24 protein-coding genes are annotated in these 24,697 nt (G+C 59.8%); 9 read left to right on the top strand and 15 right to left on the bottom strand.

The genetic code is table 11. The features are described from left to right. Nucleotides 1-325: 325 nt before the first annotated feature. The 6 genes from EAH78_RS06595 to gatC form a co-directional block, all read right to left on the bottom strand. Nucleotides 326-706 carry a carboxymuconolactone decarboxylase family protein gene (locus EAH78_RS06595; RefSeq protein WP_027924513.1) on the bottom strand — a complete coding sequence of 127 codons (381 nt, stop codon included), beginning with the start codon at nucleotides 704-706 and terminating at the stop codon, nucleotides 326-328. Beyond that, nucleotides 703-1,764: a calcium/sodium antiporter gene (locus EAH78_RS06590; RefSeq protein ID WP_140666798.1), complete on the bottom strand. Its 1,062-nt coding sequence runs from the start codon at nucleotides 1,762-1,764 to the stop codon at nucleotides 703-705. Before EAH78_RS06590 ends, EAH78_RS06595 begins: the two co-directional genes overlap by 4 nt. Before the next feature lie 50 nt (nucleotides 1,765-1,814). Next, nucleotides 1,815-2,189 (bottom strand): septal ring lytic transglycosylase RlpA family protein, encoded by a 375-nt coding sequence (locus tag EAH78_RS06585; RefSeq protein ID WP_140666796.1) that lies wholly within the window; start codon nucleotides 2,187-2,189, stop codon nucleotides 1,815-1,817. 149 nt (nucleotides 2,190-2,338) lie between these two features. After that, nucleotides 2,339-3,784: an Asp-tRNA(Asn)/Glu-tRNA(Gln) amidotransferase subunit GatB gene (gene gatB, locus EAH78_RS06580; protein WP_140666794.1), complete on the bottom strand. Its 1,446-nt coding sequence runs from the start codon at nucleotides 3,782-3,784 to the stop codon at nucleotides 2,339-2,341. 10 nt (nucleotides 3,785-3,794) lie between these two features. Then, nucleotides 3,795-5,246, bottom strand: coding sequence for an Asp-tRNA(Asn)/Glu-tRNA(Gln) amidotransferase subunit GatA (gene gatA / locus EAH78_RS06575; protein ID WP_140666792.1), 1,452 nt, complete (start codon nucleotides 5,244-5,246; stop codon nucleotides 3,795-3,797). Nucleotides 5,247-5,262: 16 nt separating this feature from the next. Next, on the bottom strand, nucleotides 5,263-5,550 hold the full coding sequence (gene gatC / locus EAH78_RS06570; protein ID WP_007901429.1) for an Asp-tRNA(Asn)/Glu-tRNA(Gln) amidotransferase subunit GatC: 288 nt from the start codon (nucleotides 5,548-5,550) through the stop codon (nucleotides 5,263-5,265). A gap of 211 nt (nucleotides 5,551-5,761) precedes the next feature. Between gatC and mreB the strand changes: the two genes are divergently transcribed. From mreB to tldD, 8 genes are all read left to right on the top strand, one after another. Then, nucleotides 5,762-6,799, top strand: coding sequence for a rod shape-determining protein MreB (gene mreB / locus EAH78_RS06565; RefSeq protein WP_002555108.1), 1,038 nt, complete (start codon nucleotides 5,762-5,764; stop codon nucleotides 6,797-6,799). 143 nt (nucleotides 6,800-6,942) lie between these two features. Beyond that, entirely contained in the window at nucleotides 6,943-8,067 is a 1,125-nt protein-coding gene (mreC, locus tag EAH78_RS06560; protein ID WP_140666790.1) for a rod shape-determining protein MreC, read from the top strand. Beyond that, a complete protein-coding gene (mreD, locus tag EAH78_RS06555) occupies nucleotides 8,067-8,558 on the top strand; it encodes a rod shape-determining protein MreD (RefSeq protein ID WP_140666788.1) in 492 nt (163 codons plus the stop codon). Before mreC ends, mreD begins: the two co-directional genes overlap by 1 nt. A 42-nt stretch (nucleotides 8,559-8,600) precedes the next feature. Beyond that, the gene (locus tag EAH78_RS06550; protein ID WP_140666786.1) at nucleotides 8,601-9,197 is read left to right on the top strand and encodes a Maf family protein; all 597 of its coding nucleotides are present in this window, start codon (nucleotides 8,601-8,603) and stop codon (nucleotides 9,195-9,197) included. 57 nt (nucleotides 9,198-9,254) lie between these two features. Then, nucleotides 9,255-10,712: a ribonuclease G gene (rng, locus tag EAH78_RS06545; RefSeq protein WP_008008603.1), complete on the top strand. Its 1,458-nt coding sequence runs from the start codon at nucleotides 9,255-9,257 to the stop codon at nucleotides 10,710-10,712. A 75-nt stretch (nucleotides 10,713-10,787) separates the two neighbouring features. After that, nucleotides 10,788-14,591, top strand: coding sequence for a YhdP family protein (locus EAH78_RS06540; protein ID WP_140666784.1), 3,804 nt, complete (start codon nucleotides 10,788-10,790; stop codon nucleotides 14,589-14,591). Between the two features lie 99 nt (nucleotides 14,592-14,690). Beyond that, a complete protein-coding gene (locus tag EAH78_RS06535; RefSeq protein ID WP_140666782.1) occupies nucleotides 14,691-15,539 on the top strand; it encodes a carbon-nitrogen hydrolase family protein in 849 nt (282 codons plus the stop codon). An 18-nt stretch (nucleotides 15,540-15,557) separates the two neighbouring features. Beyond that, nucleotides 15,558-17,000, top strand: coding sequence for a metalloprotease TldD (gene tldD / locus EAH78_RS06530; RefSeq protein WP_123435310.1), 1,443 nt, complete (start codon nucleotides 15,558-15,560; stop codon nucleotides 16,998-17,000). 68 nt (nucleotides 17,001-17,068) lie between these two features. Here the strand turns inward: tldD and yjgA are convergent, their stop codons facing one another. After that, nucleotides 17,069-17,593: a ribosome biogenesis factor YjgA gene (gene yjgA / locus EAH78_RS06525; RefSeq protein ID WP_054049927.1), complete on the bottom strand. Its 525-nt coding sequence runs from the start codon at nucleotides 17,591-17,593 to the stop codon at nucleotides 17,069-17,071. A gap of 107 nt (nucleotides 17,594-17,700) precedes the next feature. Between yjgA and pmbA the strand changes: the two genes are divergently transcribed. Continuing rightward, nucleotides 17,701-19,047, top strand: a complete 1,347-nt coding sequence (gene pmbA / locus EAH78_RS06520; protein ID WP_140666780.1) for a metalloprotease PmbA — start codon at nucleotides 17,701-17,703, stop codon at nucleotides 19,045-19,047. 130 nt (nucleotides 19,048-19,177) lie between these two features. Here pmbA and EAH78_RS06515 read toward each other — a convergent pair whose 3' ends face one another. The 8 genes from EAH78_RS06515 to lptC all read right to left on the bottom strand — a co-directional run bounded on the left by EAH78_RS06515 (nucleotide 19,178) and on the right by lptC (nucleotide 24,695). Beyond that, the gene (locus EAH78_RS06515) at nucleotides 19,178-19,450 is read right to left on the bottom strand and encodes an HPr family phosphocarrier protein (protein WP_140666778.1); all 273 of its coding nucleotides are present in this window, start codon (nucleotides 19,448-19,450) and stop codon (nucleotides 19,178-19,180) included. A gap of 15 nt (nucleotides 19,451-19,465) precedes the next feature. Continuing rightward, nucleotides 19,466-20,323, bottom strand: coding sequence for an RNase adapter RapZ (gene rapZ, locus EAH78_RS06510; RefSeq protein ID WP_140666776.1), 858 nt, complete (start codon nucleotides 20,321-20,323; stop codon nucleotides 19,466-19,468). Between the two features lie 2 nt (nucleotides 20,324-20,325). Continuing rightward, on the bottom strand, nucleotides 20,326-20,790 hold the full coding sequence (ptsN, locus tag EAH78_RS06505) for a PTS IIA-like nitrogen regulatory protein PtsN (RefSeq protein WP_140666774.1): 465 nt from the start codon (nucleotides 20,788-20,790) through the stop codon (nucleotides 20,326-20,328). A 12-nt stretch (nucleotides 20,791-20,802) separates the two neighbouring features. Next, a complete protein-coding gene (gene hpf / locus EAH78_RS06500; RefSeq protein WP_140666772.1) occupies nucleotides 20,803-21,111 on the bottom strand; it encodes a ribosome hibernation-promoting factor, HPF/YfiA family in 309 nt (102 codons plus the stop codon). 74 nt (nucleotides 21,112-21,185) lie between these two features. Further along, the gene (locus EAH78_RS06495; RefSeq protein WP_032828652.1) at nucleotides 21,186-22,679 is read right to left on the bottom strand and encodes an RNA polymerase factor sigma-54; all 1,494 of its coding nucleotides are present in this window, start codon (nucleotides 22,677-22,679) and stop codon (nucleotides 21,186-21,188) included. A 183-nt stretch (nucleotides 22,680-22,862) separates the two neighbouring features. After that, nucleotides 22,863-23,588: an LPS export ABC transporter ATP-binding protein gene (lptB, locus tag EAH78_RS06490; RefSeq protein ID WP_027924532.1), complete on the bottom strand. Its 726-nt coding sequence runs from the start codon at nucleotides 23,586-23,588 to the stop codon at nucleotides 22,863-22,865. Continuing rightward, nucleotides 23,588-24,136 carry a lipopolysaccharide transport periplasmic protein LptA gene (gene lptA / locus EAH78_RS06485; RefSeq protein WP_140666770.1) on the bottom strand — a complete coding sequence of 183 codons (549 nt, stop codon included), beginning with the start codon at nucleotides 24,134-24,136 and terminating at the stop codon, nucleotides 23,588-23,590. The genes lptB and lptA overlap by 1 nt, the downstream gene beginning before the upstream one ends. Continuing rightward, nucleotides 24,123-24,695: an LPS export ABC transporter periplasmic protein LptC gene (gene lptC, locus EAH78_RS06480; RefSeq protein ID WP_140666768.1), complete on the bottom strand. Its 573-nt coding sequence runs from the start codon at nucleotides 24,693-24,695 to the stop codon at nucleotides 24,123-24,125. Before lptC ends, lptA begins: the two co-directional genes overlap by 14 nt. Between the last annotated feature and the right edge of the window lie 2 nt (nucleotides 24,696-24,697).

Raw genomic sequence — 24,697 nt, 5'->3', positions numbered from 1 at the left:
TGCGGATTGATCCGGATTTCAAGGTTGTCTTTAGAAACGTCGATGCCTGCGCAGGAAAACATAGCCAAACCCTCTTACACTCAAAGGTGAGAGCGCTCTGGCTGGGCTCCACGCTTGTAACTGTTCGAGGTAGGCTCGTTCAACTGTTCGGGCTCAATAACCAGAGTGGAGGGGTGAATGGCAGCGTGGGCTCCCACACGTGCTTTAAGCACTCCGGGCGTTCAGCTTGCCACTCACCGCTCTCATCACCAGTCTAATTCCTGCGCAAGACACAAGCGGGCTTGCTCGCGAAGGCGGCTGAACAGTCACCACAAATGCCAGATTTTTATTCAGGCTTCTGATAACTCTCAATCACTTCCTGCGCAGCCCGAAACGCATCAATCGCCGCCGGCGCACCGGCATACACCGCGCAATGCAGCAGCGTTTCACGAATCTCTTCCACGGTGCAGCCGTTGTTCAGAGCGCCACGCACATGGCCTTTCAATTCCTGTGGGCACTTCAGCGCCGTCAGCGCGGCGAGGGTGATCAGGCTGCGGGTTTTCAGTTCCAGGCCCTCGCGGTTCCACACAGCGCCCCAGGCGTGTTCATTGACGAAGTCCTGCAACGGCTGGGTGAACTCGGTGGCATTGCCCAGTGCACGGTCGACGAAAGCGTCGCCCATCACTTGGCGGCGGACTTCAACGCCAGGTTTTTTATTGTCGGTCATGGCACATCCCTCTTGTGGTGTTGGCGACGCCAGGCGAGCAGCGACGTGAGCAGCAGAAACGCCACCAGCGCCGGCAGGACGAAAAACAGCATCAAATGTTCAAGCTTGCCGGCCAGTGGCATGCCGGTGGTGAACGACACCACGTGCAGCCCATACGCCAGGTACAAACACAGGCACAGCAAACCTTCGGCCCGGGTCACCCGGTAGCCGGTGTAGAACAGCGGCAGGCAAAATACCGCGACGCCGAGCATTACCGGCAAGTCGAAATCCAGGGCGTTAGGTGACACCGACAGCGGCGAAGGCGCGATCAACGCCGTCACGCCGAGCACGCCCAACAGGTTGAACAGGTTGCTGCCGATCACGTTGCCCACGGCGATGTCGCGCTGACCGCGCAGGGCGGCGATCAAGGAGGTGGCGAGTTCCGGCAGGGAGGTGCTGATGGCGACGATGGTCAGGCCGATGATTCGTTCCGACAATCCAAGGTCGGTTGCCACTACAACGGCCGCGCCCAGCAGCAGGTGTCCGGCGTAAACCAGCATTGCCAACCCGACCACGATCATCAGCAGGCTGCTGAACCAGGGCGCGGCCTGACTGTGCGGATCACTCGATGGCGGACGGGCCGAGTGCCGCGACTGGCGCAGTAGCAAGCCCAGGTACAGCGCCAGCGCCGCCAGCAGGATCATGCCATCGGTGCGGGTCAGTTGTTCATTCCACGCCAGCACGAACACCAGCAGGCTGGCGCCGATCATCAGCGGAATATCCAGGCGCACCAGTTGCCGCGAAACCCGCAGCGGAATGATCAGCGCCGAGAGCCCGAGGGTGACGAGAATGTTGAAGATGCTGCTGCCGATCACACTGCCGACGGCAATGTCGGCATTGTCCGCCAGGGTGGCTTGCAGGCTGACGGCCATCTGTGGCGCACTGCTGCCGAGGGCGACGATGGTCAGGCCGATGATCAGTGGCCGTACGTGCCATCGGGCCGCGAGGCGCACGGCGGCACGCACCATCAGCTCAGCGCCGAAGATCAGTAGAACCAGGCCGCTGAGCAGTTCTATCACGCTGATCAGGGGTATATCGGCAAGTCCGAAAATGGTCGGTGCTCCGTCTGTCAGTCGTCGAGGGCTTGCACGCGAACCTTGGCGGTACCGCTGCTGATCATGCCCAGGCGTTCGGCGGCTGCATGGGACAGATCGATCAGGCGCCCGCGGGTATGCGGCCCACGGTCGTTGATGCGGACCACGCAAGATTTGTCGTTGTTCAGGTTGGTGACCTTCACCCGCGTGCCGAAAGGCAACTGGCGGTGGGCGGCGGTCATGGAATTCTTGTCGAAATGCTCGCCACTGGCGGTGCGTTTGCCTTGGTGCTTGGCGCCGTAATAGGACGCCGTGCCGGTCTTGTCGTAGCCGTGTGGATCGATGACATCGTTACTGGCGCAACCGGCCAGCAGAGCGAGCAGGGCGCAGGCACCGAGTAGACGCTTCATTTAAGAGTTTCCACAAACAAATGTGGGAGCGGGCTTGCTCGCGAAAGCGGTCTGACAGTAGACATTTATATCGACTGATACGACGCTTTCGCGAGCAAGCCCGCTCCCACAGGGATTTGAGCCAGGCTTTGAAACTGGCTCCATGCTCATCAGCCTTCGAGCTTGCTTTTCAGCAGTTCGTTGACCTGTTGCGGGTTGGCCTTGCCTTTGGAGGCTTTCATGGCCTGGCCGACGAAGAAGCCGAACATCTTGCCGCGTTTGGCTTCGTCTGCCGCACGGTACTGTTCAACCTGTTCGGCGTTGGCCGCGAGCATTTCGTCCAGCACCGCCGAGATCGCACCGGTGTCGGTCACTTGCTTCAGGCCGCGCTTGTCGATGATCTCGTCCGCGCTGCCTTCGCCGCTGGCCATCGCTTCAAACACCACCTTGGCGATCTTGCCGGAGATGGTGTTGTCCTTGATGCGCAGCAGCATGCCGCCCAGTTGCTCGGCTGAAACCGGCGAGTCTTCGATGTCCAGGCCTTGCTTGTTGAGCAGGCTGCCCAACTCGACCATCACCCAGTTCGCCGCCAGTTTGGCGTCGCCGCCGATGCTTGCGACTTTCTCGAAATAATCGGCTTGCTCGCGACTGGTCGCCAACACGCTGGCGTCGTAGACCGACAGACCGAATTGCTCCTGGAAACGCTCGCGCTTTTGCGGTGGCAATTCCGGCAGGGTCGCGCGCACGTCGTCGAGGAACGAGTCTTCGATGACCACGGGCAGCAGGTCCGGATCGGGGAAGTAACGGTAGTCGTTGGCTTCCTCTTTGCTGCGCATCGGACGGGTTTCGTCCTTGTTCGGATCGTACAGGCGGGTCTGCTGGATCACTTTGCCGCCGTCTTCGATCAGCTCGATCTGGCGCTGCACTTCGCTGTTGATCGCTTTTTCGATAAAGCGGAACGAGTTGACGTTCTTGATCTCGCAGCGAGTACCGAACTCAACCTGACCTTTCGGACGGATCGACACGTTGCAGTCGCAACGAAGCGAGCCTTCGGCCATGTTGCCGTCGCAGATGCCGAGGTAACGTACCAGCGCGTGGACGGTCTTGACGTAAGCCACGGCTTCCTTGGCGCTGCGCATGTCCGGCTCGGAGACGATTTCCAGCAGCGGCGTGCCGGCACGGTTCAGGTCGATGCCAGTGGCACCGTTGAACTCTTCGTGCAGGCTTTTACCGGCGTCTTCTTCCAGGTGCGCACGGGTCACGCCGACACGTTTGATCGTGCCGTCTTCCATGGCGATGTCCAGGTGGCCCTTGCCGACGATCGGCAATTCCATCTGGCTGATCTGGTAGCCCTTCGGCAAGTCCGGGTAGAAATAGTTTTTACGGGCGAACACGTTGTGCTGACCGATTTCGGCGTCAATCGCCAGACCGAACATCACCGCCATGCGCACCGCTTCCTGGTTCAGCACCGGCAGCACGCCGGGCATGCCCAGGTCGACGAGGCTGGCCTGGGTGTTCGGCTCGGAACCGAACGTGGTGGAACTACCGGAAAAGATTTTCGACCGGGTGGTGAGCTGGGTATGAATCTCCAGCCCGATCACGACTTCCCATTGCATGTGTGTCTCCTCAGAAGCCGGTTGGGGTGCGGGTGTGCCAGTCAGTGTTTAACTGATACTGGTGCGCAACGTTGAGCAAACGGCCTTCCTGGAAATAGGGAGCGAGCAACTGCACGCCCACCGGCAGACCGTCGACAAAACCGGCGGGCATGGACAAGCCCGGCAGGCCAGCGAGGTTGGCGGTGATGGTGTAGACGTCTTCCAGATAAGCAGCGACCGGGTCGCTGTTCTTGGCGCCGAGCTTCCAGGCCGGGTTCGGCGTGGTTGGGCCGAGGATGATGTCGACCTCTTTGAAGGCAGCCATGAAGTCGTTCTTGATCAAGCGACGGATCTTCTGGGCCTTCAGGTAGTAGGCGTCGTAGTAACCGGCGGACAGCGCGTAGGCACCGACCATGATCCGGCGCTGTACTTCCGGGCCGAACCCTTCGCCACGAGAGCGCTTGTACAGGTCGATCAGGTCTTTCGGGTTCTCGCAGCGATGGCCAAAGCGTACGCCGTCGAAACGCGACAGGTTGGACGAGGCTTCTGCCGGGGCGATCACGTAGTACGCAGGAATCGCGTGCTGCATGTTCGGCAGGCTGATTTCCTTGATCACGGCGCCGAGTTTTTCCAGCTCCTTGACGCTGTTGTGGATCAGCTCGGCAATGCGCGGGTCGAGACCGGCGCTGAAATACTCTTTCGGCACGCCAATGCGCAGACCTTGTAGCGAACCGTTGAGGCTGGCGCTGTAATCAGGCACTGGCTCGTCGATGCTGGTGGAGTCGTTCGGGTCGAAACCGGCCATGCCTTGCAGCAAGATCGCGCAGTCTTCGGCGGTGCGGGCCAGAGGACCGCCCTGATCGAGGCTGGAGGCGTAGGCGATCATGCCCCAGCGCGAAACGCGACCGTACGTCGGTTTCAGGCCGGTGAGGTTGGTCAGTGCGGCGGGCTGCCGGATCGAGCCGCCCGTGTCAGTGCCGGTGGCCGCAGGCAGCAGGCGCGCGGCAACCGCGGCCGCCGAACCGCCTGACGAACCGCCAGGCACGTGTTCCAGGTTCCACGGGTTTTTCACCGGGCCGTAGTAGCTCGACTCGTTGGCCGACCCCATGGCGAATTCGTCCATGTTGGTCTTGCCCAGGGTCACGGTCCCGGCAGCGGCCAGCTTGGCGACGACAGTGGCGTCGTACGGCGCTTTAAAGTTGTCGAGCATCTTCGAGCCGCAGCTGGTGCGGATGCCCTGGGTGCAGAACAGGTCTTTGTGGGCAATCGGCGCGCCGAGCAGGGCGCCGCTCTCACCATTGGCCCGGCGTGCGTCAGCGGCTTTCGCCTGCTGGAGCGCCAGGTCTTCGGTGAGGCTGATGAAACTGTTGAGCTGAGGATCAAGCAGGGCGATACGCGCCAGCAGGGTCTTGGTCAGCTCTTCGGAAGAAAACTTTTTTTCGGCGAGTCCGCGGGCGATCTCGGCCAGAGTCATGTGATGCATTGCAGGCTCTTTCCCTTTAGTCGATGACTTTCGGAACCAGGTACAGGCCGTTTTCGACCGCTGGTGCGATGGACTGATAGGCCTCGCGATGATTGGTCTCGGTCACGACGTCTGCACGCAGGCGCTGGCTGGCTTCCAATGGGTGGGCCAGCGGCTCGATACCGTCGGTATTGACCGCCTGCATTTCGTCGACCAGGCCCAGAATGCTGTTCAGGGCCGAAGTGATGTGTGGAAGATCGGCATCATTAAGGCCCAGGCAGGCCAAATGAGCGATTTTTTCCACGTCGGAGCGTTCAAGCGCCATTGCGATTCTCCAGTGGAATACAGAACGGACGGCGTCCGTGTGTTAGATTGTCGGAACACTACCGCATTTCTACGGTCATAAGGCCGCGATTGTGGGGGTTGGTGCACAGAAAAGCGGCCAATTTAACATATTGGCGCCTTGCCCAAAATCCCTGTCGTTGTTAGAGTTTGCCGCACTTTTTTACCCACGCGTTGCCTAGGGTCCCTTTCCCATGTTCAAGAAACTGCGTGGCATGTTTTCCAGCGATCTTTCCATTGACCTGGGCACTGCCAACACCCTTATTTACGTGCGCGAGCGCGGTATCGTCCTGAATGAGCCATCGGTTGTGGCTATTCGGACACACGGTAACCAGAAAAGTGTCGTAGCTGTCGGCACCGAGGCGAAGCGCATGCTCGGCCGAACGCCGGGCAACATTGCTGCCATTCGTCCGATGAAGGACGGCGTGATTGCCGACTTCAGCGTTTGCGAAAAGATGCTGCAATACTTTATCAACAAGGTTCACGAAAACAGCTTCCTGCAGCCTAGCCCTCGTGTGCTGATCTGCGTTCCGTGCAAATCCACTCAGGTTGAGCGTCGAGCCATCCGTGAATCGGCCCTTGGTGCCGGTGCTCGTGAAGTGTTCCTGATCGAAGAGCCAATGGCTGCTGCGATCGGTGCCGGCCTGCCGGTTGAAGAAGCACGCGGTTCGATGGTGGTCGATATTGGTGGTGGTACTACCGAAATCGCCCTGATCTCCCTGAACGGTGTGGTTTACGCCGAATCCGTACGGGTTGGCGGCGACCGCTTCGACGAAGCAATTATCACCTACGTGCGTCGTAACTACGGCAGCCTGATCGGCGAATCTACCGCCGAGCGCATCAAGCAGGAAATCGGCACAGCCTACCCGGGCGGCGAAGTTCGCGAAGTCGATGTTCGTGGTCGTAACCTGGCCGAAGGCGTTCCACGTGCGTTCACCCTGAACTCCAATGAAGTGCTGGAAGCTCTGCAAGAGTCTCTGGCCACCATCGTTCAGGCTGTGAAAAGCGCACTGGAGCAATCGCCTCCGGAGCTGGCGTCCGATATCGCCGAGCGCGGTCTGGTACTGACCGGTGGTGGCGCCTTGCTGCGTGACCTCGACAAGTTGCTGGCCCAGGAAACAGGTCTACCGGTGATCGTTGCCGAAGACCCGCTGACCTGCGTTGCTCGCGGCGGTGGCCGTGCCTTGGAAATGATGGATAAACACACCATGGACCTGCTCTCCAGCGAATAAGTCGCCGGATTGCCTCTATGCTGTTGAGCGCGCAGGCGGCACTTTGCAGTGCTGCCTGTTGGCGTTTATCTTCTGTCAGTCTGCATCCAGGCCGGTTTGATGCCGTATGAGTAAAGAGAACATTTGCCTGGGAGGAGCGGCTTATTAAACCGCTTTTTTCCAAAGGTCCTTCACTGGGCGTGCGCTTATTGGTGCTGGTCGTGCTTTCGATCGCGCTGATGGTGGTCGATGCCCGCTTCACACTGCTCAAGCCAGTGCGTAGCCAAATGTCGCTGGTGCTGATGCAGTCTTACTGGATCACCGACCTGCCGCAGCGGCTATGGCAGGGTGTGGCCAGCCAATTTGGCAGCCGGACCGAGCTCGTCGCCGAAAACGAAAAACTCAAGACCGAAAACCTGCTGTTGCAGGGGCGCATGCAGAAGCTTGCCGCCCTCACCGAGCAGAACGTTCGGCTGCGCGAGTTGCTCAACTCTTCCGCACTGGTCAACGAGAAGGTCGAAGTGGCCGAGTTGATCGGCATGGACCCGAACCCCTTCACCCATCGCATCATCATCAACAAGGGTGAACGCGACGGTGTGATCCTCGGTCAGCCGGTGCTCGATGCCCGCGGCCTGATGGGACAGGTGGTCGAGTTGATGCCTTACACCTCCCGTGTTTTGCTGCTGACCGACACGACCCACAGCATTCCGGTGCAGGTGAACCGTAACGGGCTGCGGGCGATTGCCAGCGGCACCGGCAACCCGGAGCGCCTTGAACTGCGTCACGTAGCGGACACCGCCGACATCAAGGAAGGTGATCTGCTGGTCAGCTCCGGCCTGGGTCAGCGGTTCCCGGCGGGTTACCCGGTGGCGACGGTCAAGGAAGTGATTCACGATTCCGGCCAGCCATTTGCCATTGTGCGCGCCGTGCCAACCGCTGCGCTGAACCGCAGTCGTTATCTGCTGCTGGTGTTCAGCGATGGCCGCACCGCCGAAGAACGCGCCAACGATGCGGCCCAGGCACAAGAGGCACTGGACCAGCACGGCGGCGGCCCGATCATTCCGGCCACCGTACCGAAACCGGTTCCTGCGGCCGCTGTGGCCCCTGCTGCACCTGTCACCAGCCCGGCGCCCGCTGCACCGGCCCCAGCAACTGCGGCGCCTGCAACCCCGGCCAAACCGGCCAAGCCCGCCGCTGCCAAGCCGCCTGCCGCCAGTAAACCGCCGGCCGCGAAGCCTGCTGCCAAACCGCCTGTCCCCGAACCGGCTGCCACTGGGAGACAAGAATAATGGTCGGCGTCAAAGCCTCCCGAAACGGCTGGATTGTCTGGTTGACGTTCGCTATCGGCCTGTTGCTCAGCGTTTCACCGCTGCCGCAATTCATGGAAATCCTCCGCCCGTTGTGGCTGGCGTTGCTGCTCGCGTTCTGGGCGCTGACCCTGCCGCAAAAAGTCGGCATGGTCACCGCCTGGTGCCTGGGGCTGGCCGAAGATGTGCTGTACGGCACGTTGCTTGGCCAGAATGCGTTGATCCTGACCTTGATCACCTTCCTGGTGCTGTCGCTGCAACAGCGCTTGCGCATGTTTCCGATGTGGCAACAGAGCTTGGTCATCCTGGTGATCTTCGGCCTCGCGCAGCTTGTTCAGTTGTGGCTGAGTGCCTTGACCGGTAACCGGCAGCCAACCTTGGCGCTGGTGCTGCCGGCACTGGTCAGCGCGTTGTTGTGGCCTTGGGTCAGCTACGGTTTGCGTGGGCTGCGTCGGCGCTACAAAATCAATTAATTCGGTCAGGCATTGGCCCGCACTAGACAGGGAGATGTCTTGATGAAACAGCTATACCTCGCCTCAGCCTCGCCGCGTCGGCGTGAACTGCTCACGCAGATCGGCGTGCCGTTCTGCGCCATCAGCGCGGACATCGATGAAACCCCCTTGATTCAAGAATCCCCGTCGGCCTATGTCGAGCGCCTTGCGCGCGGTAAAGCCGAGGCCGGTCGCGGGTTAGTCGTGTCCGACACCGATTTTTGCGTACTGGGCGCCGACACCGCCGTGGTGCTGGAAGGCAAAATTCTTGGCAAACCGGTGGACGAAGCTGACGCGTGCGCCATGCTTATGCTGTTGGCCGGTCGTGAACATGAAGTGCTGACCGCCATCGCCGTACTCGACGCCGAGCGCTGCGAGTCTCGGGTGGTGCGCAGTCTGGTGCGGTTTCGCAACATCAGTCGCGAAGAAGCGGCAGCCTACTGGGTCAGCCGCGAGCCTCGCGACAAGGCGGGTGGCTACGGCATTCAGGGCCTGGGTGCAGTCTTTGTTGCTGGGCTCAACGGCAGTTATTCGGCGGTGGTCGGGTTGCCGCTGTGCGAAACCGCAGAACTGCTCGGCCATTTCGGCATACCCTGTTGGCAAACACTTAACGCGCGCTGAGCGTCGTACTGACAAGATGCAGCCATTATCGTGAACATGCCTGAACGAGACCCTGCCATGAGTGAAGAGATTCTGATCAACATCACGCCGATGGAATCGCGCGTGGCGGTGGTCGAAAACGGTGTTCTGCAAGAGGTCCACGTCGAGCGTACGCAAAAGCGCGGGATCGTCGGCAACATCTATAAAGGCAAGGTCGTACGGGTTTTGCCAGGCATGCAGGCGGCGTTCGTCGACATCGGCCTGGACCGTGCGGCATTCATTCACGCCTCGGAAATTTCCCTGCGCGAAGGTCCTGCGGTCGAAAGCATCAGCGCTCTGGTCCATGAAGGCCAGAGCCTGGTGGTCCAGGTCACCAAGGACCCGATCGGTTCCAAAGGCGCACGCCTGACGACGCAGCTGTCGATTCCATCGCGCTATCTGGTGTACATGCCGCGCACGGCTCACGTCGGTATTTCACTGAAGATCGAAGATGAGGCCGAGCGCGAGCGCCTCAAGCAAGTGGTCACCGATTGTGTGGCCAAAGAAGGCATCAAGGAGGCCGGCGGTTTCATTTTGCGCACCGCTGCCGAAGGGGCGGGCGCCGATGAGATCCTCATGGACATCCGCTACCTGCGCCGTCTCTGGGACCAGATCAACGAACAGATCAAAACCATCAGCGCACCGAGTGTGATCTACGAAGACCTCGGCCTCGCGTTACGCACCCTGCGTGACCTGGTGAGCCCTAAGATCGAGAAGATCCGCATCGATTCCCGGGAAACCTTCCAGAAAACCACGCAGTTCGTCGCCGAACTGATGCCGGAAATCGCCGATCGTCTGGAGCATTATCCGGGCGAGCGGCCTATTTTCGATTTGTATGGCGTCGAAGACGAAATCCAGAAAGCCCTGGAGCGCAAAGTCCCGCTCAAGTCCGGCGGTTATCTGGTGGTCGATCCGGCGGAAGCCATGAGCACCATCGACGTCAACACCGGGGCCTTCGTCGGCCATCGCAACCTTGAAGAAACCATCTTCAAGACGAACCTTGAAGCCGCCACCGCCATTGCCCGTCAACTGCGCCTGCGCAATCTGGGCGGGATCATCATCATCGACTTCATTGACATGGAAGACGAGGAACACCAGCGCCAGGTATTGCGCACGCTCGAGAAGCAGCTGGAACGCGACCACGCCAAGACCAACATCATCGGCATCACCGAGTTGGGCCTGGTGCAGATGACCCGCAAGCGCACCCGCGAAAGTCTTGAACAAGTGCTGTGCGAACCGTGCAGCAGCTGTCAGGGCCGGGGCAAGTTGAAGACGCCGGAAACGGTCTGCTACGAAATTTTCCGCGAAATCCTCCGCGAAGCGCGCGCCTATCAAGCGGAAGGCTATCGTGTATTGGCGAACCAGAAAGTCGTCGACCGTTTGCTCGACGAAGAGTCAGGCAACGTTGCCGAGCTGGAAGGGTTTATCGGACGCACGATCCGATTCCAGGTGGAAACCATGTATTCCCAGGAACAATACGACGTGGTGTTGCTCTGAATCGCTTTGTTTCAACCTTACTAGAACAGCTGGCCTCAGCTTTTTGCAGTATTTTTGCCATGGGAGCCACCTGACATGGAACGTCTGACACGCATTTTGGTTGCATTGACCCGCTGGGGTCTGGGCCTGTGCGCGTTGGTACTGGTGTTGATGGCGTTGTACGTCAGCCTCGGCCGAGAGCTGACGCCTCTGGTGGCCGAATACCGTGTCGACGTCGAAACCAAAGCCACCGAGGCTTTGGGCATGCCGCTGCAAATCGGCAAGCTGGAAGGCAACTGGAGTGGTTTTGCGCCGATCCTGCTGGCTCATGACGTGACCGTCGGCGAAGGTGCCAATGCCCTGCACCTGGATCAGGTGCGTGCGGTGCCGGACATTTGGGAAAGCCTATTGGCCCGCCAGGTGCGCATCGCTCATCTGGAGTTGAACGGCCTGAAGATCAGCCTCAAGGAAGGCGACGACGGCCAGTGGACGCTGGAAGGTTTGCCGGTGCAGAAGGATCAGCCGCTTGATCCGGAACAACTGCTCAACCGCATGCAAATGGTCCAACAGCTCTCGGTGATCGACAGTCAAGTGACCTTGCAGCCCTTGGACCAACCGCCGCTGACCTTGACCTATGTCGGCTTCAATCTGAAAACCGGTACTTCTCGCCAACGCCTCGATGCGCGAATGACCTTGCCCGATGGCCAGCCAGTGGCCATGAGCCTGCGCACCCGCATCCAGGCCAGTCAGTGGCGGGACGGTGAAGCCGAGGCTTACTTGAGCCTGCCGCAAAGCGACTGGTCGAAATGGCTGCCCGGGCGCCTCACCCAACAATGGAGTTTTTCCGAGATCAAGGCCGGTGGCGAGCTCTGGATCAATTGGGGCAAGGGCGAACTGCAATCCGCGGCCATTCGCTTGAACGCCCCGCAAGTCAAAGGCGCCTACGCCGAACGCAAGCCGATCCAGATCAACAATCTGGCGCTCAATGGCTATTTCCAGCGCAGCACAGAAGGCGTGGTGGTGACGCTGGATTCCCTGGCCATGAACTTCGGCGAGACGCGCTGGGAATCGCATCTGCAACTCACACAAACCTCAGCCACCGACAAGGTCGAAGAACTCTGGCACCTGCAAGCCGACCGCGTCGACCTCACCCCGCTCACGCCGTTGCTGAACGCCCTGGGCCCGCTGCCCGAAGGTGTCGCCACGGCGGTCGAAAAACTCAAGGTGACTGGTGGGCTGCGCAATGTACTGATCGACTTGCGCCCCAATGCCACCGACGACAGCAAGTTCAGCTTCGCCGCGAACCTCGACCGGGTAGGTTTTGATGCCTATCACGGCGCTCCGGCGGCACGAAATGTCAGCGGTAGCATCAGCGGTGACCTCGGCAAGGGTGAATTGCGCATGGACAGCAAGGACTTTGTCCTGCACCTGGCCCCGATTTTTGCCAAGCCATGGCAATACCTCCAGGCCAACGCGACGCTGACCTGGAAGCTCGACAAAGAAGGTTTCACCCTGATCGCGCCGTACCTCAAGGTGCTCGGCGAAGAGGGCAAGATTGCCGGTGACTTCCTGATCCGCCTGCATTTCGATCACACCCAGGAAGACTACATGGACCTGCGGGTCGGCATGGTCGAGGGAGACGGTCGCTACACTGCCAAGTACCTGCCGAGCATGCTCAGCCCGGCGCTCGACGAATGGTTGCGTACGGCCATTCTAAAGGGCGCGGTAGACGAAGGTTTCTTCCAGTATCAGGGCTCGCTGAACCATGGTGCGGCCGATACCGCCCGCAGCATCAGCCTGTTCTTCAAGGTGCACGATGCCGAACTGGCGTTTCAGCCGGGCTGGCCGCATGTCAGCAAGGTCACCGGTGATGTGTTTGTGGAAGACAGTGGCGTGCGGGTTCTGGCTAGCAAGGGCCAGTTGCTCGACACCCAGGTGCGCGACATTTACGTCAATATTCCCCATGTCCCCGATGGCAAAAACGTCCATCTGTTCCTCGACGGTGGATTCGCCGGCGGCTTGGGCGATGGCCTGAAAATTCTGCAGGAAGCGCCGATCGGCACCGCTGAGACGTTCGCCAAATGGGAAGGCGAGGGCGAGCTGCAAGGCAAGTTGAATCTGGATATCCCGCTGGCCAAAGGCGAGCAACCGAAGATTCTCGTCGACTTCAAGACTGCCAAGGCACGCCTGAAACTGGCCGACCCCGCGCTGGAGTTGACGCAACTCAAGGGTGATTTCCGCTTTGACAGCACCAAGGGATTAAGCGGACAGAACATCAGGGCCCGCGCTTTTGACAAGCCTGTCACCGCGCGGATTTTCGCCGATGGCAATGCGGGCAACATCAAGACACGCGTCACGGCTTCCGGTCAGGTCGAGGTCAAGAAACTCACGGACTGGTTGAGCGTTACTCAGCCATTGCCGGTTTCCGGGGTGATCCCGTATCAGTTGCAACTGAACCTGGCTGGCGGCGACAGTCAGTTGATGGTCAATTCCAACCTCAAGGGTGTGAAGGTCGATCTGCCGGCCCCGTTCGGCATGACGGCCGAAGACAGCCGTGACACGACGTTCCGCATGACCCTGCAGGGGCCGGAACGGCGCTACTGGGTCAATTATGGTCAGTTGGCAAACTTCACGTTTGCAGCACCGAGCGGCAATTTTGCCGAAGGCCGCGGTGAGCTGTTCCTCGGTGGTGGCGATGCGATATTGCCCGGCGCCAAAGGCCTGCGGGTACGCGGTGTGCTGTCGGAGCTGGATGTCGGTCCCTGGCAGGACTTGGTGGGCAAGTACGCCGGTCAGGATCCTGGTGGCAGTGCCAAGCAGTTTTTCAGCGGTGCAGACTTACAGATTGGCAAGCTCAGTGCGCTGGGCACGACCCTCGATCAGGCTTCCGTACAGGTGAATCGAAAGCCCGCCAGTTGGGCGTTGCAACTCGATAGCCAGCAGGTCAAGGGCACCGTCGGTGTTCCCGATGCGAAAGCCGCACCGATCACGGTCAATCTGCAATACGTGCGGCTGCCCGCGGCGGATCCCAAGGTGGTGGCCGACGAGAACTCGCCCGATCCACTGGCTACGGTCGACCCGACAAAGATTCCGGCACTGGACATCACCATCAACCAGCTGTTCCTGGGGCCGGATCTGGTGGGCGGTTGGTCGCTCAAAGTCCGTCCGACCGCCAAGGGCATTGCGCTCAACTCCCTGGACATGGGCCTCAAAGGAATTCTGTTACAAGGCAGTGGCGGCTGGGAAGGTGTGCCCGGTAGTTCCAGCAGTTGGTACAAGGGGCGGATCAGCGGCAAGAATCTCGCCGATGTCCTCAAAGGCTGGGGCTTTGCGCCGAGTGTCACGAGTGAGTCATTTCATATGGACGTTGACGGTCGCTGGCCCGGTTCGCCGGCCTGGCTGGCCAGCAAGCGTTTCTCCGGCACCCTTGATGCAACCCTTACCAAGGGCGAAATTGTTGAGGTCGATGCCAGTGCCCAGGCCCTGAAAGTTTTCGGCCTGCTTAATTTCAACTCCATCGGTCGACGTTTGCGCCTGGACTTTTCCGACTTGTTTGGCAAAGGCCTGAGTTATGACCGGGTCAAAGGATTGCTGGTCGGCACCAATGGCGTTTACGTCACCCGTGAACCGATCCGAATGACCGGTCCGTCCACGAACATTGAACTTAATGGCACCTTGAACCTGGTCGGTGACCGGATAGATGCCAAGTTGCTGGTGTCGTTGCCGGTGGCCACTAACTTGCCGATCGCGGCATTGATCGTTGGCGCGCCCGCTGTCGGCGGCGCGCTGTTCCTGATCGACCGACTGATAGGTGACCGCATGTCTCGTTTTGCCAGTGTGCAATACACCGTCAAAGGTCCCTGGAAAGATCCGAAATTCACCTTTGACAAGCCTTTTTGAAAAGCCACGTCTTAGCCGATGGAGTAGCATGACGAAGGTCTCGTAGCAGCCTTCCGCGGTTGCTACAGGTGGCTGACACTTCTCAAGTAAGGAAAGACCATGTCGGTAGCGGTTATTCAAATGGTCAGCCAGAGCGACGTACTGGCCAACCTGACCCAGGCCCGCCGGCTGCTTGAGCAGGCAGCGGCCGGTGGTGCGCAACTCGCCGTATTGCCGGAAAACTTCGCCGCCATGGGCCGCCGCGACATCGCCGACATCGGCCGCGCCGAGGCATTGGGTGACGGCCCGATCCTGCCATGGTTGAAACAGACCGCACTCGACCTCAAGTTATGGATAGTCGCCGGCACATTGCCGTTGCCGCCAGTGGATCAACCGACGGCGAAGGTGCATGCCTGCTCGTTGTTGGTGAATGATCATGGCGAGACGGTAGCGCGCTACGACAAGCTGCACTTGTTCGATGTCGACGTGGCAGATAATCGAGGGCGTTATCGCGAGTCCGATGACTATGCTTATGGCAGTGGGATAGTCGTGGCGGATACGCCGGTCGGTCGAGTCGGCCTGACGGTGTGTTACGACCTGCGCTTCCCGGAGCTGTACAGCGAATTACGTGCTGCCGGGGCGGAGTTGATTACCGCGCCGTCGGCGTTTACGGCGGTGACCGGCGCGGCACATTGGGATGTACTGATTCGCGCCCGGGCCATCGAGACTCAATGTTATGTGCTGGCGGCCGCTCAGGGTGGAACGCATCCGGGGCCGCGAGAAACCTGGGGGCATGCCGCAATCGTCGACCCCTGGGGCCGGGTGCTGGCACAACAGGATCAAGGCGAGGCCGTGCTGCTGGCCGAACGCGATAGCAGCGAACAGGCGTCCATCAGGGCGCGGATGCCGGTGTCCAGTCACCGGCGCTTTTTCTCGCAGGGCGCTCAGCGACCTGCCTCAGAACGATGAATTTAAGGCGTAAAGCATATGAGCGAGTTGTTGTCCTCAGTCAGTGAACACCTCCTGGCGCCCGGCGGCGTAACAATCGAGAGCCTGCAAGGCGTGCTCGGTGATCTGGCCGGCCCGGGCATCGATGCCGCCGACCTGTATTTCCAGGGGCAGATTTCCGAGTCCTGGGCACTGGAAGACGGGATCGTCAAGGAAGGCAGTTTCAACCTCGACCAAGGCGTCGGTGTGCGTGCGCAATCGGGTGAAAAAACCGGTTTTGCCTACAGCAATGCCATCACTCTGGAAGCCCTGGGTGCTGCGGCTCGTGCTGCGCGTTCGATCTCCCGCGCCGGGCAGAACGGCACGGTGCAGGCGTTCACCACCCAGGACGTCGCCCAGTTATACGGACCGGACAACCCGCTGGAAGTGATCTCCCGCGCCGAGAAAGTCGAACTGCTCAAGCGCATCGATGCGGCCACCCGTGCCCTCGATCCACGGATTCAGCAAGTGACCGTGAGCATGGCCGGTGTCTGGGAGCGCATCCTCGTTGCCTCCACCGATGGCAGCCTGGCCGCCGATGTACGGCCGCTGGTGCGCTTCAATGTGAGCGTGATCGTCGAGCAAAACGGTCGCCGCGAGCGCGGTGGTCATGGCGGTGGCGGGCGTACCGATTACCGCTATTTCCTCAGTGATGACCGCGCCATGGGCTACGCCCGTGAAGCGTTGCGTCAGGCACTGGTCAACCTTGAAGCCATTCCGGCGCCGGCCGGCACGTTACCGGTGGTGTTGGGTTCCGGCTGGTCCGGCGTGCTGCTGCACGAAGCCGTCGGCCACGGTCTGGAAGGTGACTTCAACCGCAAGGGCAGTTCGGCCTACAGCGGGCGCATGGGCGAGATGGTTGCCTCCAAGCTGTGCACCATCGTCGATGACGGCACGCTGGCCGGCCGTCGTGGCTCCCTGAGCGTCGACGACGAAGGCACCCCGACCGAGTGCACCACGCTGATCGAAAACGGCGTACTCAAAGGCTACATGCAGGACAAGCTCAACGCGCGGCTGATGGGCGTGGCCCGTACCGGTAACGGTCGCCGCGAATCCTACGCGCACCTGCCGATGCCGCGCATGACCAATACCTACATGCTGGCGGGCGAAAGCGATCCGGCGGAAATCATCGCTTCGGTGAAACGCGGCATCTACTGCGCCAACCTCGGCGGCGGCCAGGTGGACATCACCAGCGGCAAGTTCGTGTTCTCCACCAGCGAGGCGTACCTGATCGAAGACGGCAAGATTACCGCCCCGGTCAAAGGCGCGACGTTGATCGGCAACGGTCCGGAAGCCATGAGCAAGGTGTCGATGGTCGGTAACGATCTGGCGCTGGACAGTGGCGTGGGGACGTGTGGCAAGGATGGGCAGTCGGTGCCGGTGGGTGTCGGCCAGCCAACGCTGAAAATCGATGCGATCACTGTGGGTGGCACAGGATCGTAAGCAGGTAAGTGGCTATTGAAAAAAGTGAAGCTTCGGGTGAGCCGCGTGCGGCTCACCCGAGAAGGGACTTAACGCAGACCGCGTTGAGTCTCGTCCAGCTCACGGATGTACTTGAAGATTTTACGGCTCGATGCCGGTGGCTTGTTGGTCGCCAGTTCGTGCTGGGCCTGACGGATCAGGGAGCGCAATTGCTGACGATCAGCCTCCGGGTAATCGAGCACGAACTTCTCCAGGACTGCATCGTCGCCCGCGATCAAGCGATCGCGCCAGCGTTCCAGGCCATGGAAACGTTCGTTGTACTGCCGGGTGGAGGCATCGAGTTGATCGAGCAACATCAGAATCGCGTCAGTGTCCTGATCGCGCATCAGTTTGCCGATGAACATAAGGTGCCGTTTACGCGCGATATTCGCGGTGTGCTTGGGCGCATCGGCCAGGGCCCGGCGCATAGCGTCGGTCAACGGCAGTTTTGCCAGCAAGTCAGGCTTGAGTGTTGTAAGGCGCTCGCCAAGGTCAACCAGAGCATGAAGCTCGCGTTTAACCTGGGATTTGCTTTTTTCTCCCGTATCGAGGGAGTCGTCGTAAGAATCAACCATGGTGGCCGTCCGCAAAGAAACGCCGCCATGATAACCAGTCGGGGGCCGCTTGTCCGGCCCGGTCGCTCGAAGGCCTTACCGAAAGCAGAATTTGAGTGGAGAACAGCATGAGTGCAGTTGAAAGCGTCGGCCCACAAGCGTTGCCGGCACTGCAAGAACAAGTCGAGCAGATCATCGCTGAAGCCAAGCGCCAGGGTGCCAGTGCCTGTGAAGTGGCGGTGTCGCTGGAGCAGGGTCTGTCCACGTCGGTCCGTCAGCGCGAGGTCGAAACCGTCGAATTCAACCGCGATCAGGGCTTTGGCATTACCTTGTACGTCGGTCAGCGCAAAGGCTCGGCCAGTACCTCGGCGAGTGGCCCTGAGGCCATTCGCGAAACCGTCGCGGCGGCGCTGGCCATCGCCAAGCACACCTCCGAAGACGAAGCCTCGGGCCTGGCTGATGCCGCGCTGATGGCCCGCGACCTGCAGGATTTCGACCTGTTCCACCAATGGGACATCACCCCGGAACAAGCCATCGAACAAGCGCTGGCCTGCGAAGCCGCCGCGTTTGCCACTGACAGCCGGATCAAGAATGCCGATGGCACCACCCTCAGCACCCATCAGGGTTGCCGCGTGTACGGCAACAGCCACGGGTTTATCGGTGGTTACGCATCGACCCGTCACAGCTTGAGCTGCGTGATGATCGCCGAGGCCGATGGCCAGATGCAGCGTGATTACTGGTATGACGTGAACCGTCAGGGCAATTTGCTGGCCGACCCGGTAAGCATCGGCCAGCGTGCTGCGCAACGGGCGGCGAGCCGTTTGGGTGCGCGTCCGGTGCCGACCTGCGAAGTGCCGGTACTGTTTTCCGCCGAGTTGGCGGGTGGTCTGTTCGGCAGCTTCCTGTCGGCGATTTCCGGCGGCAGTCTGTACCGCAAATCCTCGTTCCTCGAAGGCACCCTGGGTCAGAAGCTGTTCCCGGAATGGTTGACCATTGATGAGCGTCCGCACTTGATGCGCGCCATGGGCAGCTCGGCGTTCGATGGCGATGGCCTGGCGACCTACGCCAAACCGTTCGTCGAAAAGGGTGAGTTGGTGTCCTACATCCTCGGCACGTACTCCGGGCGCAAACTCGGCATGCCGAGCACCGCCAATGCCGGCGGCGTGCATAACCTGTTCGTCACCCATGGCGATGAAAATCAGGCGGCGTTGCTGCGTCGCATGGGTCGTGGCCTGCTGGTCACGGAGCTGATGGGCCAGGGCCTGAACATGGTCACCGGCGATTACTCCCGTGGGGCGGCGGGTTACTGGGTCGAGAACGGCGAAATCCAGTTCGCGGTGCAGGAAGTGACCATCGCCGGCAACATGCGCGATATGTTCAAGCAGATCATTGCAGTCGGTAATGACCTGGAGCTGCGCAGCAACATTCGCACCGGTTCAGTGCTGATCGAGCGGATGACGGTGGCGGGTAGCTAAACTTTACCGCTAGACAAAAGGCGCGCCATCCAATCGGGTGGCGCGCCTTTTTTATGCGCCTTGCATCGCCCTTGAATGTTTGGACTTGAAGGCGGGCGGGCTAGCAAAGGGGCATGCGAAGGATTGAGGTTTACTCGCCTTCGTCGAAGAAGTCATTGATCAACTTCACCAGTGCGTCCAGCGCTTCCTGTTCTTGCTCGCCTTCGGTACTCAGGTGGATTGTGGTGCCCTTGCCGGCCGCGAGCATCATCATGGCCATGATGCTTTTACCGTCGACCATCGATTCTGGCGTCCGCCCGGCTCTGATCTGGCACGGATACTGACCCGCCACTCCAACGAATTTTGCAGAAGCACGGGCATGCAGGCCCAGCTTGTTGATGATTTCGATTTCCAGAGCAGGCATCGCGGTGTGAATCCTTTAGCTGAGGTCGCGGTGGCGGACCTGGACGTTCTTCAGGGATTGTTGCAGAACCTGGCCCAGACGTTCGGTCAGGTAGACGGAGCGGTGATGCCCGCCGGTGCAGCCAATGGCGATGGTGACATAAGCACGATTGCTGGCGGCAAAGCGCGGCAACCACTTGAGCAGATACGACGATATGTCCTGGAACATTTCTTCGACGTCCGGTTGAGCGGCCAGGTATTCGGCCACCGGTTGATCGAGCCCGGATTGCGCGCGCAGCTCCGGTTTCCAGTAAGGGTTGGGCAGGCAACGCACGTCGAACACCAGGTCCGCGTCCACCGGCATGCCACGCTTGAATCCGAAAGACTCGACCAGAAATGCAGTACCGGCTTCCGGCTGGTTCAGCAGGCGCAGCTTGATGGTGTCGCGCAACTGGTACAGGTTCAGATTCGTGGTATTGATCTTGAGGTCGGCCAGATCGACGATCGGACCCAGCAGATTGCTTTCGTCCTCGATCGCCTCGGCCAACGAACGGTTGGCGGTGCTCAGCGGGTGACGACGACGGGTTTCGGAAAAGCGCTTGAGCAGGGTTTCTTCGTCGGCGTCCAGGTACAGCACATCGCACTTGATATGCCGGCTACGGACTTCTTCGAGCAGCTCGGGAAAGCGTGACAGGTGGCTCGGCAGGTTGCGCGCATCGATGGACACGGCGACCAGCGGCTGTGCCAGTTCGGTATGAATCAGTGCACGTTCGGCCAATTCCGGCAGCAAGCCGGCGGGCAGGTTGTCGATGCAGTAGTAGCCGTTGTCCTCGAGAACATCGAGTACGGTACTTTTACCTGAGCCGGAACGGCCACTGACGATGATCAAGCGCATGGTTACGGACCGTTTTGCTCGTCCAGGACAACCTGATACAAGGCTTCGTTGCTCGGGGCGCTGCGAAGACGATCGCGGACTTCCTTGCGATCGAGCATGCTGGCGATCTGGCGGAGCAGTTCAAGGTGCGCATCGGTAGCCGCTTGCGGGACCAGCAGTACGAACAGCAGGTCAACCGGAGCGCCGTCGATGGCGTCGAAATCGATAGGGGCGTCGAGGTGCATCAAGGCGCTGATGGGCGACTCGCAACCCTTTAGACGGCAGTGGGGGATGGCGATGCCGTTGCCAAAACCGGTCGAGCCTAGTTTTTCACGGGCAACCAAAGCCTCGAAGACATCTTGCATCTCCAGATCCGGCACTTCCCGGGCAATCAGGTTGGCAATTTGCTCGAGGGCTTTCTTTTTACTGCCGCCCGGCACGTTCACGAGGGAACGGCCGGGGGTCAGGATGTTTTCAAGTCGGATCATGGGTTGGGAGTGTTAACGACCGGTTGCACCCTGGAGGAGGCTCTGGGTCTTTTCCTTATGCTTTTTGAGTTGTTTATCCAGCTTGTCGGTCAGTGAGTCGATCGCCGCGTACATATCGGTATGTTCCGCGTTGGCGACCACTTCACTGCCGGGAATATGCAAGGTGGCTTCAATTTTCTGCTTCAGCTTTTCGACGCACATCGTGACTTGCACGTTGGTGATCTTGTCGAAATGTCCTTCGAGCTTCTTGAGTTTGAGCTCGATGTAGTCGCGCAGAGGTTGGGTCACTTCCAGTTGGTGTCCACTGATGTTGACTTGCATACAGCTTCTCCTTCGTTGCCAGTGCATAAAGCGGTAGATCAGATGATCTACCACTGGAACGCTGTGGCGTGGCTCTACATCAACCGCTTGCGTTCGCTCGAAGGCGCGATCCCTAAGGATTCGCGGTACTTGGCGACGGTGCGGCGAGCCACCTGAATGCCTTGTGCCTCCAGTAAACCAGCGATCTTGCTGTCACTCAACGGCTTTTTCTGATTTTCCGCGGCAACCAGTTTTTTGATGATCGCGCGGATCGCCGTGGACGAGCATTCGCCGCCTTCGGAGGTGCTGACGTGACTGGAGAAAAAGTATTTCAACTCATAAATACCACGAGGGGTATGCATGAATTTTTGCGTGGTCACCCGTGAAATCGTCGATTCGTGCATGCCCACCGCTTCGGCGATGTCATGCAGGACCAGCGGCTTCATGGCTTCGTCGCCGTATTCGAGGAAGCCGCGCTGATGCTCGACGATCTGGGTGGCGACTTTCATCAGGGTTTCATTGCGACTTTGCAGACTCTTGATGAACCAGCGAGCCTCTTGCAATTGATTGCGCATGAAGGTGTTGTCGGCGCTGGTGTCGGCGCGACGAACAAACCCGGCGTATTGGGCGTTGACCCGCAGCCTTGGCACCGACTCCTGGTTCAGTTCCACCAGCCAGCGTTCGTTGTCCTTGCGCACGATCACGTCCGGAACGACGTACTCGGCTTCGCTGGATTCGATCTGCGAGCCTGGGCGCGGGTTGAGGCTCTGGACCAGTTCGATGACCTGGCGCAGTTCATCTTCCTTGAGCTTCATGCGGCGCATCAACTGGCTGTAGTCGCGACTGCCGAGCAAATCGATGTAGTCGGTGACCAGGCGTTTGGCTTCGGCCAGCCAAGGCGTCTTGGCAGGCAATTGGCGCAGTTGCAGCAGCAGGCATTCGCCCAGGTTGCGCGCGCCGATGCCGGCCGGTTCGAATTGCTGGATGCGGTGCAGGACGGCTTCGATTTCGTCCAGTTCGATGTCCAGTTCCGGATCGAAGGCTTCGAGGATCTCCTCGAGGGTTTCATCCAGGTAACCCTGATTGTTGATGCAGTCGATCAGGGTCACGGCGATCAGGCGATCGGTGTCGGACATCGGGGCCAGGTTCAGTTGCCAGAGCAGGTGGCTTTGCAGGCTCTCGCCAGCCGAAGTGCGAGTGGTGAAGTCCCATTCGTCGTCATCGTTGCTCGGCAGGCTGCTGGCGCTGGTCTGGTAGACGTCTTCCCACGCGGTGTCGACGGGCAGTTCATTGGGAATGCGCTCGTTCCAGTCGCCTTCCTCGAGGTTGTCCACCGTCGGGGCAGTTTCCTGGTAGGAGGGTTCCGAAACATCGGCATTGGGTTGCTGTTCGGCTTTGTCGGCCAAGGGGTCGGCGTTGTCGAAGTCGTCGCCTTCTTCCTGGCGTTCGAGCATCGGATTGGACTCCAGGGCCTCCTGGATTTCCTGTTGCAGGTCCAGGGTCGACAATTGGAGCAGGCGGATGGCCTGTTGCAGCTGCGGTGTCATCGTCAGCTGCTGGCCCATTCTCAAGACTAGCGATGGTTTCATGGCAGGGGCTTAACACCTTATTCGCCGGCGCACATGCGCCATCCACTACAGGGCGCCGGAGCGCCAAACATAAGCAAATTATATGCCTGAATCTGAAGTGTTTGCCTAGAGCGCTGTAACAATAAAAACCTGTTGATTTTTATCGTAGAAAGCGCTCAGTCGACTAGTCAGACACCTCAACGCTTACAGGCGGAACTCATGGCCCAGATAGACTTCTTTAACCAGGTCGTTGGCCAGGATAGTGGCGGAGTCGCCTTCGGCGATCAGCTGGCCATCGTTGACGATGTAGGCGGTTTCGCAAATATCCAGGGTTTCACGGACGTTGTGGTCAGTGATCAGCACGCCAATGCCCTTGGCCTTGAGGTGGTAGATGATCTGCTTGATGTCTCCGACCGAAATCGGGTCCACGCCGGCGAAAGGTTCGTCGAGCAGGATGAATTTCGGATTGGTGGCCAGTGCGCGAGCGATTTCCACGCGGCGACGCTCACCACCGGACAGGCTCATGCCGAGGTTGTCGCGGATGTGGCTGATGTGGAATTCCTGCAGCAGGCTTTCCAGCTCTTTGCGACGCCCGGCCTTGTCGAGCTCCTTGCGGGTCTCGAGGATGGCCATGATGTTGTCGGCTACCGAGAGTTTGCGGAAGATCGACGCTTCTTGCGGCAGATAGCCGATACCGGCCTTGGCACGACCGTGCATTGGCTGGTGGCTGACGTCCAGATCATCGATCAGCACGCGGCCCTGATCGGCCTGCACCAGGCCGACAATCATGTAGAAGCAGGTGGTCTTGCCGGCGCCGTTGGGACCCAGCAGGCCGACGATTTGACCGCTGTCGATCGACAGGCTGACGTCGCGCACGACCTGGCGGCTCTTGTAGCTCTTGGCCAGATGCTGAGCTTTCAGAGTTGCCATTACTGGGCCTTCTGCTCGTCGGTTTTCTTCTTCGGCTGGATCACCATGTCAATGCGTGGGCGCGCCTCAGTGACCTTGTTGCCTGTCGCACGGCCAGCGCTGGCAAGCTTCTTGACTGTGTCGTAGACGATTTTCTCGCCCAGGGTGGTGTTGTTGTCTTTGTCGACAACTTTTGCCTTGTCGATCAGCACGACGCGGTTTTGCGCAGCGTGGTACTGGATGGTGACACCCCAGCCCTGGACAGGCTTGGTATCGCCGGCGGTCTGCAGTTGCTCGAAGTAGGCGAGGTTGCCCACCGAGGTCACAACGTCGATCTGACCGTCCGTGGTGCGGGTGATGGTCACGGTATTGCCGGTGACCTTCATCGAGCCCTGGGTAATGATCACGTCACCTTTATAGGTGGCAACGCCATTCTTGTCGTCCAGTTGGGCATCGTCGGCCTGAATGCGGATAGGCTGCTCTTGATCGTTCGGCAGAGCCCAGGCGCTCACGCTTCCCAGTGCTGCGCCCAGACTGAGCAAAATAGGGAGGGTTTTAACGAGCCTCATACTGTCCTCTTACGTTAGATAGCAGGTGTATCCTGCTTTCTTTCAAGTACGCTTTCATTCCGTTGCCTGTCGATACACCGCCAGCGCCGTCGATTCTAACGGGTTGGTCGGTCTGCGCATATTGTTGCTGCGGGAACACAGTCATACGGGTGGTGGTAATCAGGGTCTTGCGGTTTTTTTCGTCGAAACGGGTAATGCGTACCGAATCGATCAGCTCGACCTGGGTCCCGTCCGGATTGACTTCGCCGCGCTCGCTCTGGACGTGCCAGGGAAACTGGGTGCCGCGAAACATGTTCAGGTCAGGATTGGTCAGCAACGTGACTTCGGACGCTTTCAGGTGCTCGACCTTGTCGGACGTCATTTCATACTGCAATTTGCCGTCCGGCAGGTACTGCACGCTGTGGGCGTTGAGTGCGTAGTAGTCGATCGCGCTTTCGTCGACAGCTGCAACTGTCTTGTCGAGGAAGCGCTCCGGGCTGATGTTCCAGTAGCCGACCGCAGCGAACAGCGCCGCGATGCAACTGAACAGCAGGATGTTACGAAACTTTTTGTTCAGCATAA

Source organism: Pseudomonas arsenicoxydans, from assembly GCF_006438915.1.
Lineage (GTDB): Bacteria > Pseudomonadota > Gammaproteobacteria > Pseudomonadales > Pseudomonadaceae > Aquipseudomonas > Aquipseudomonas arsenicoxydans_A.
This window is presented reverse-complemented; position numbering and strand designations above follow the sequence as displayed.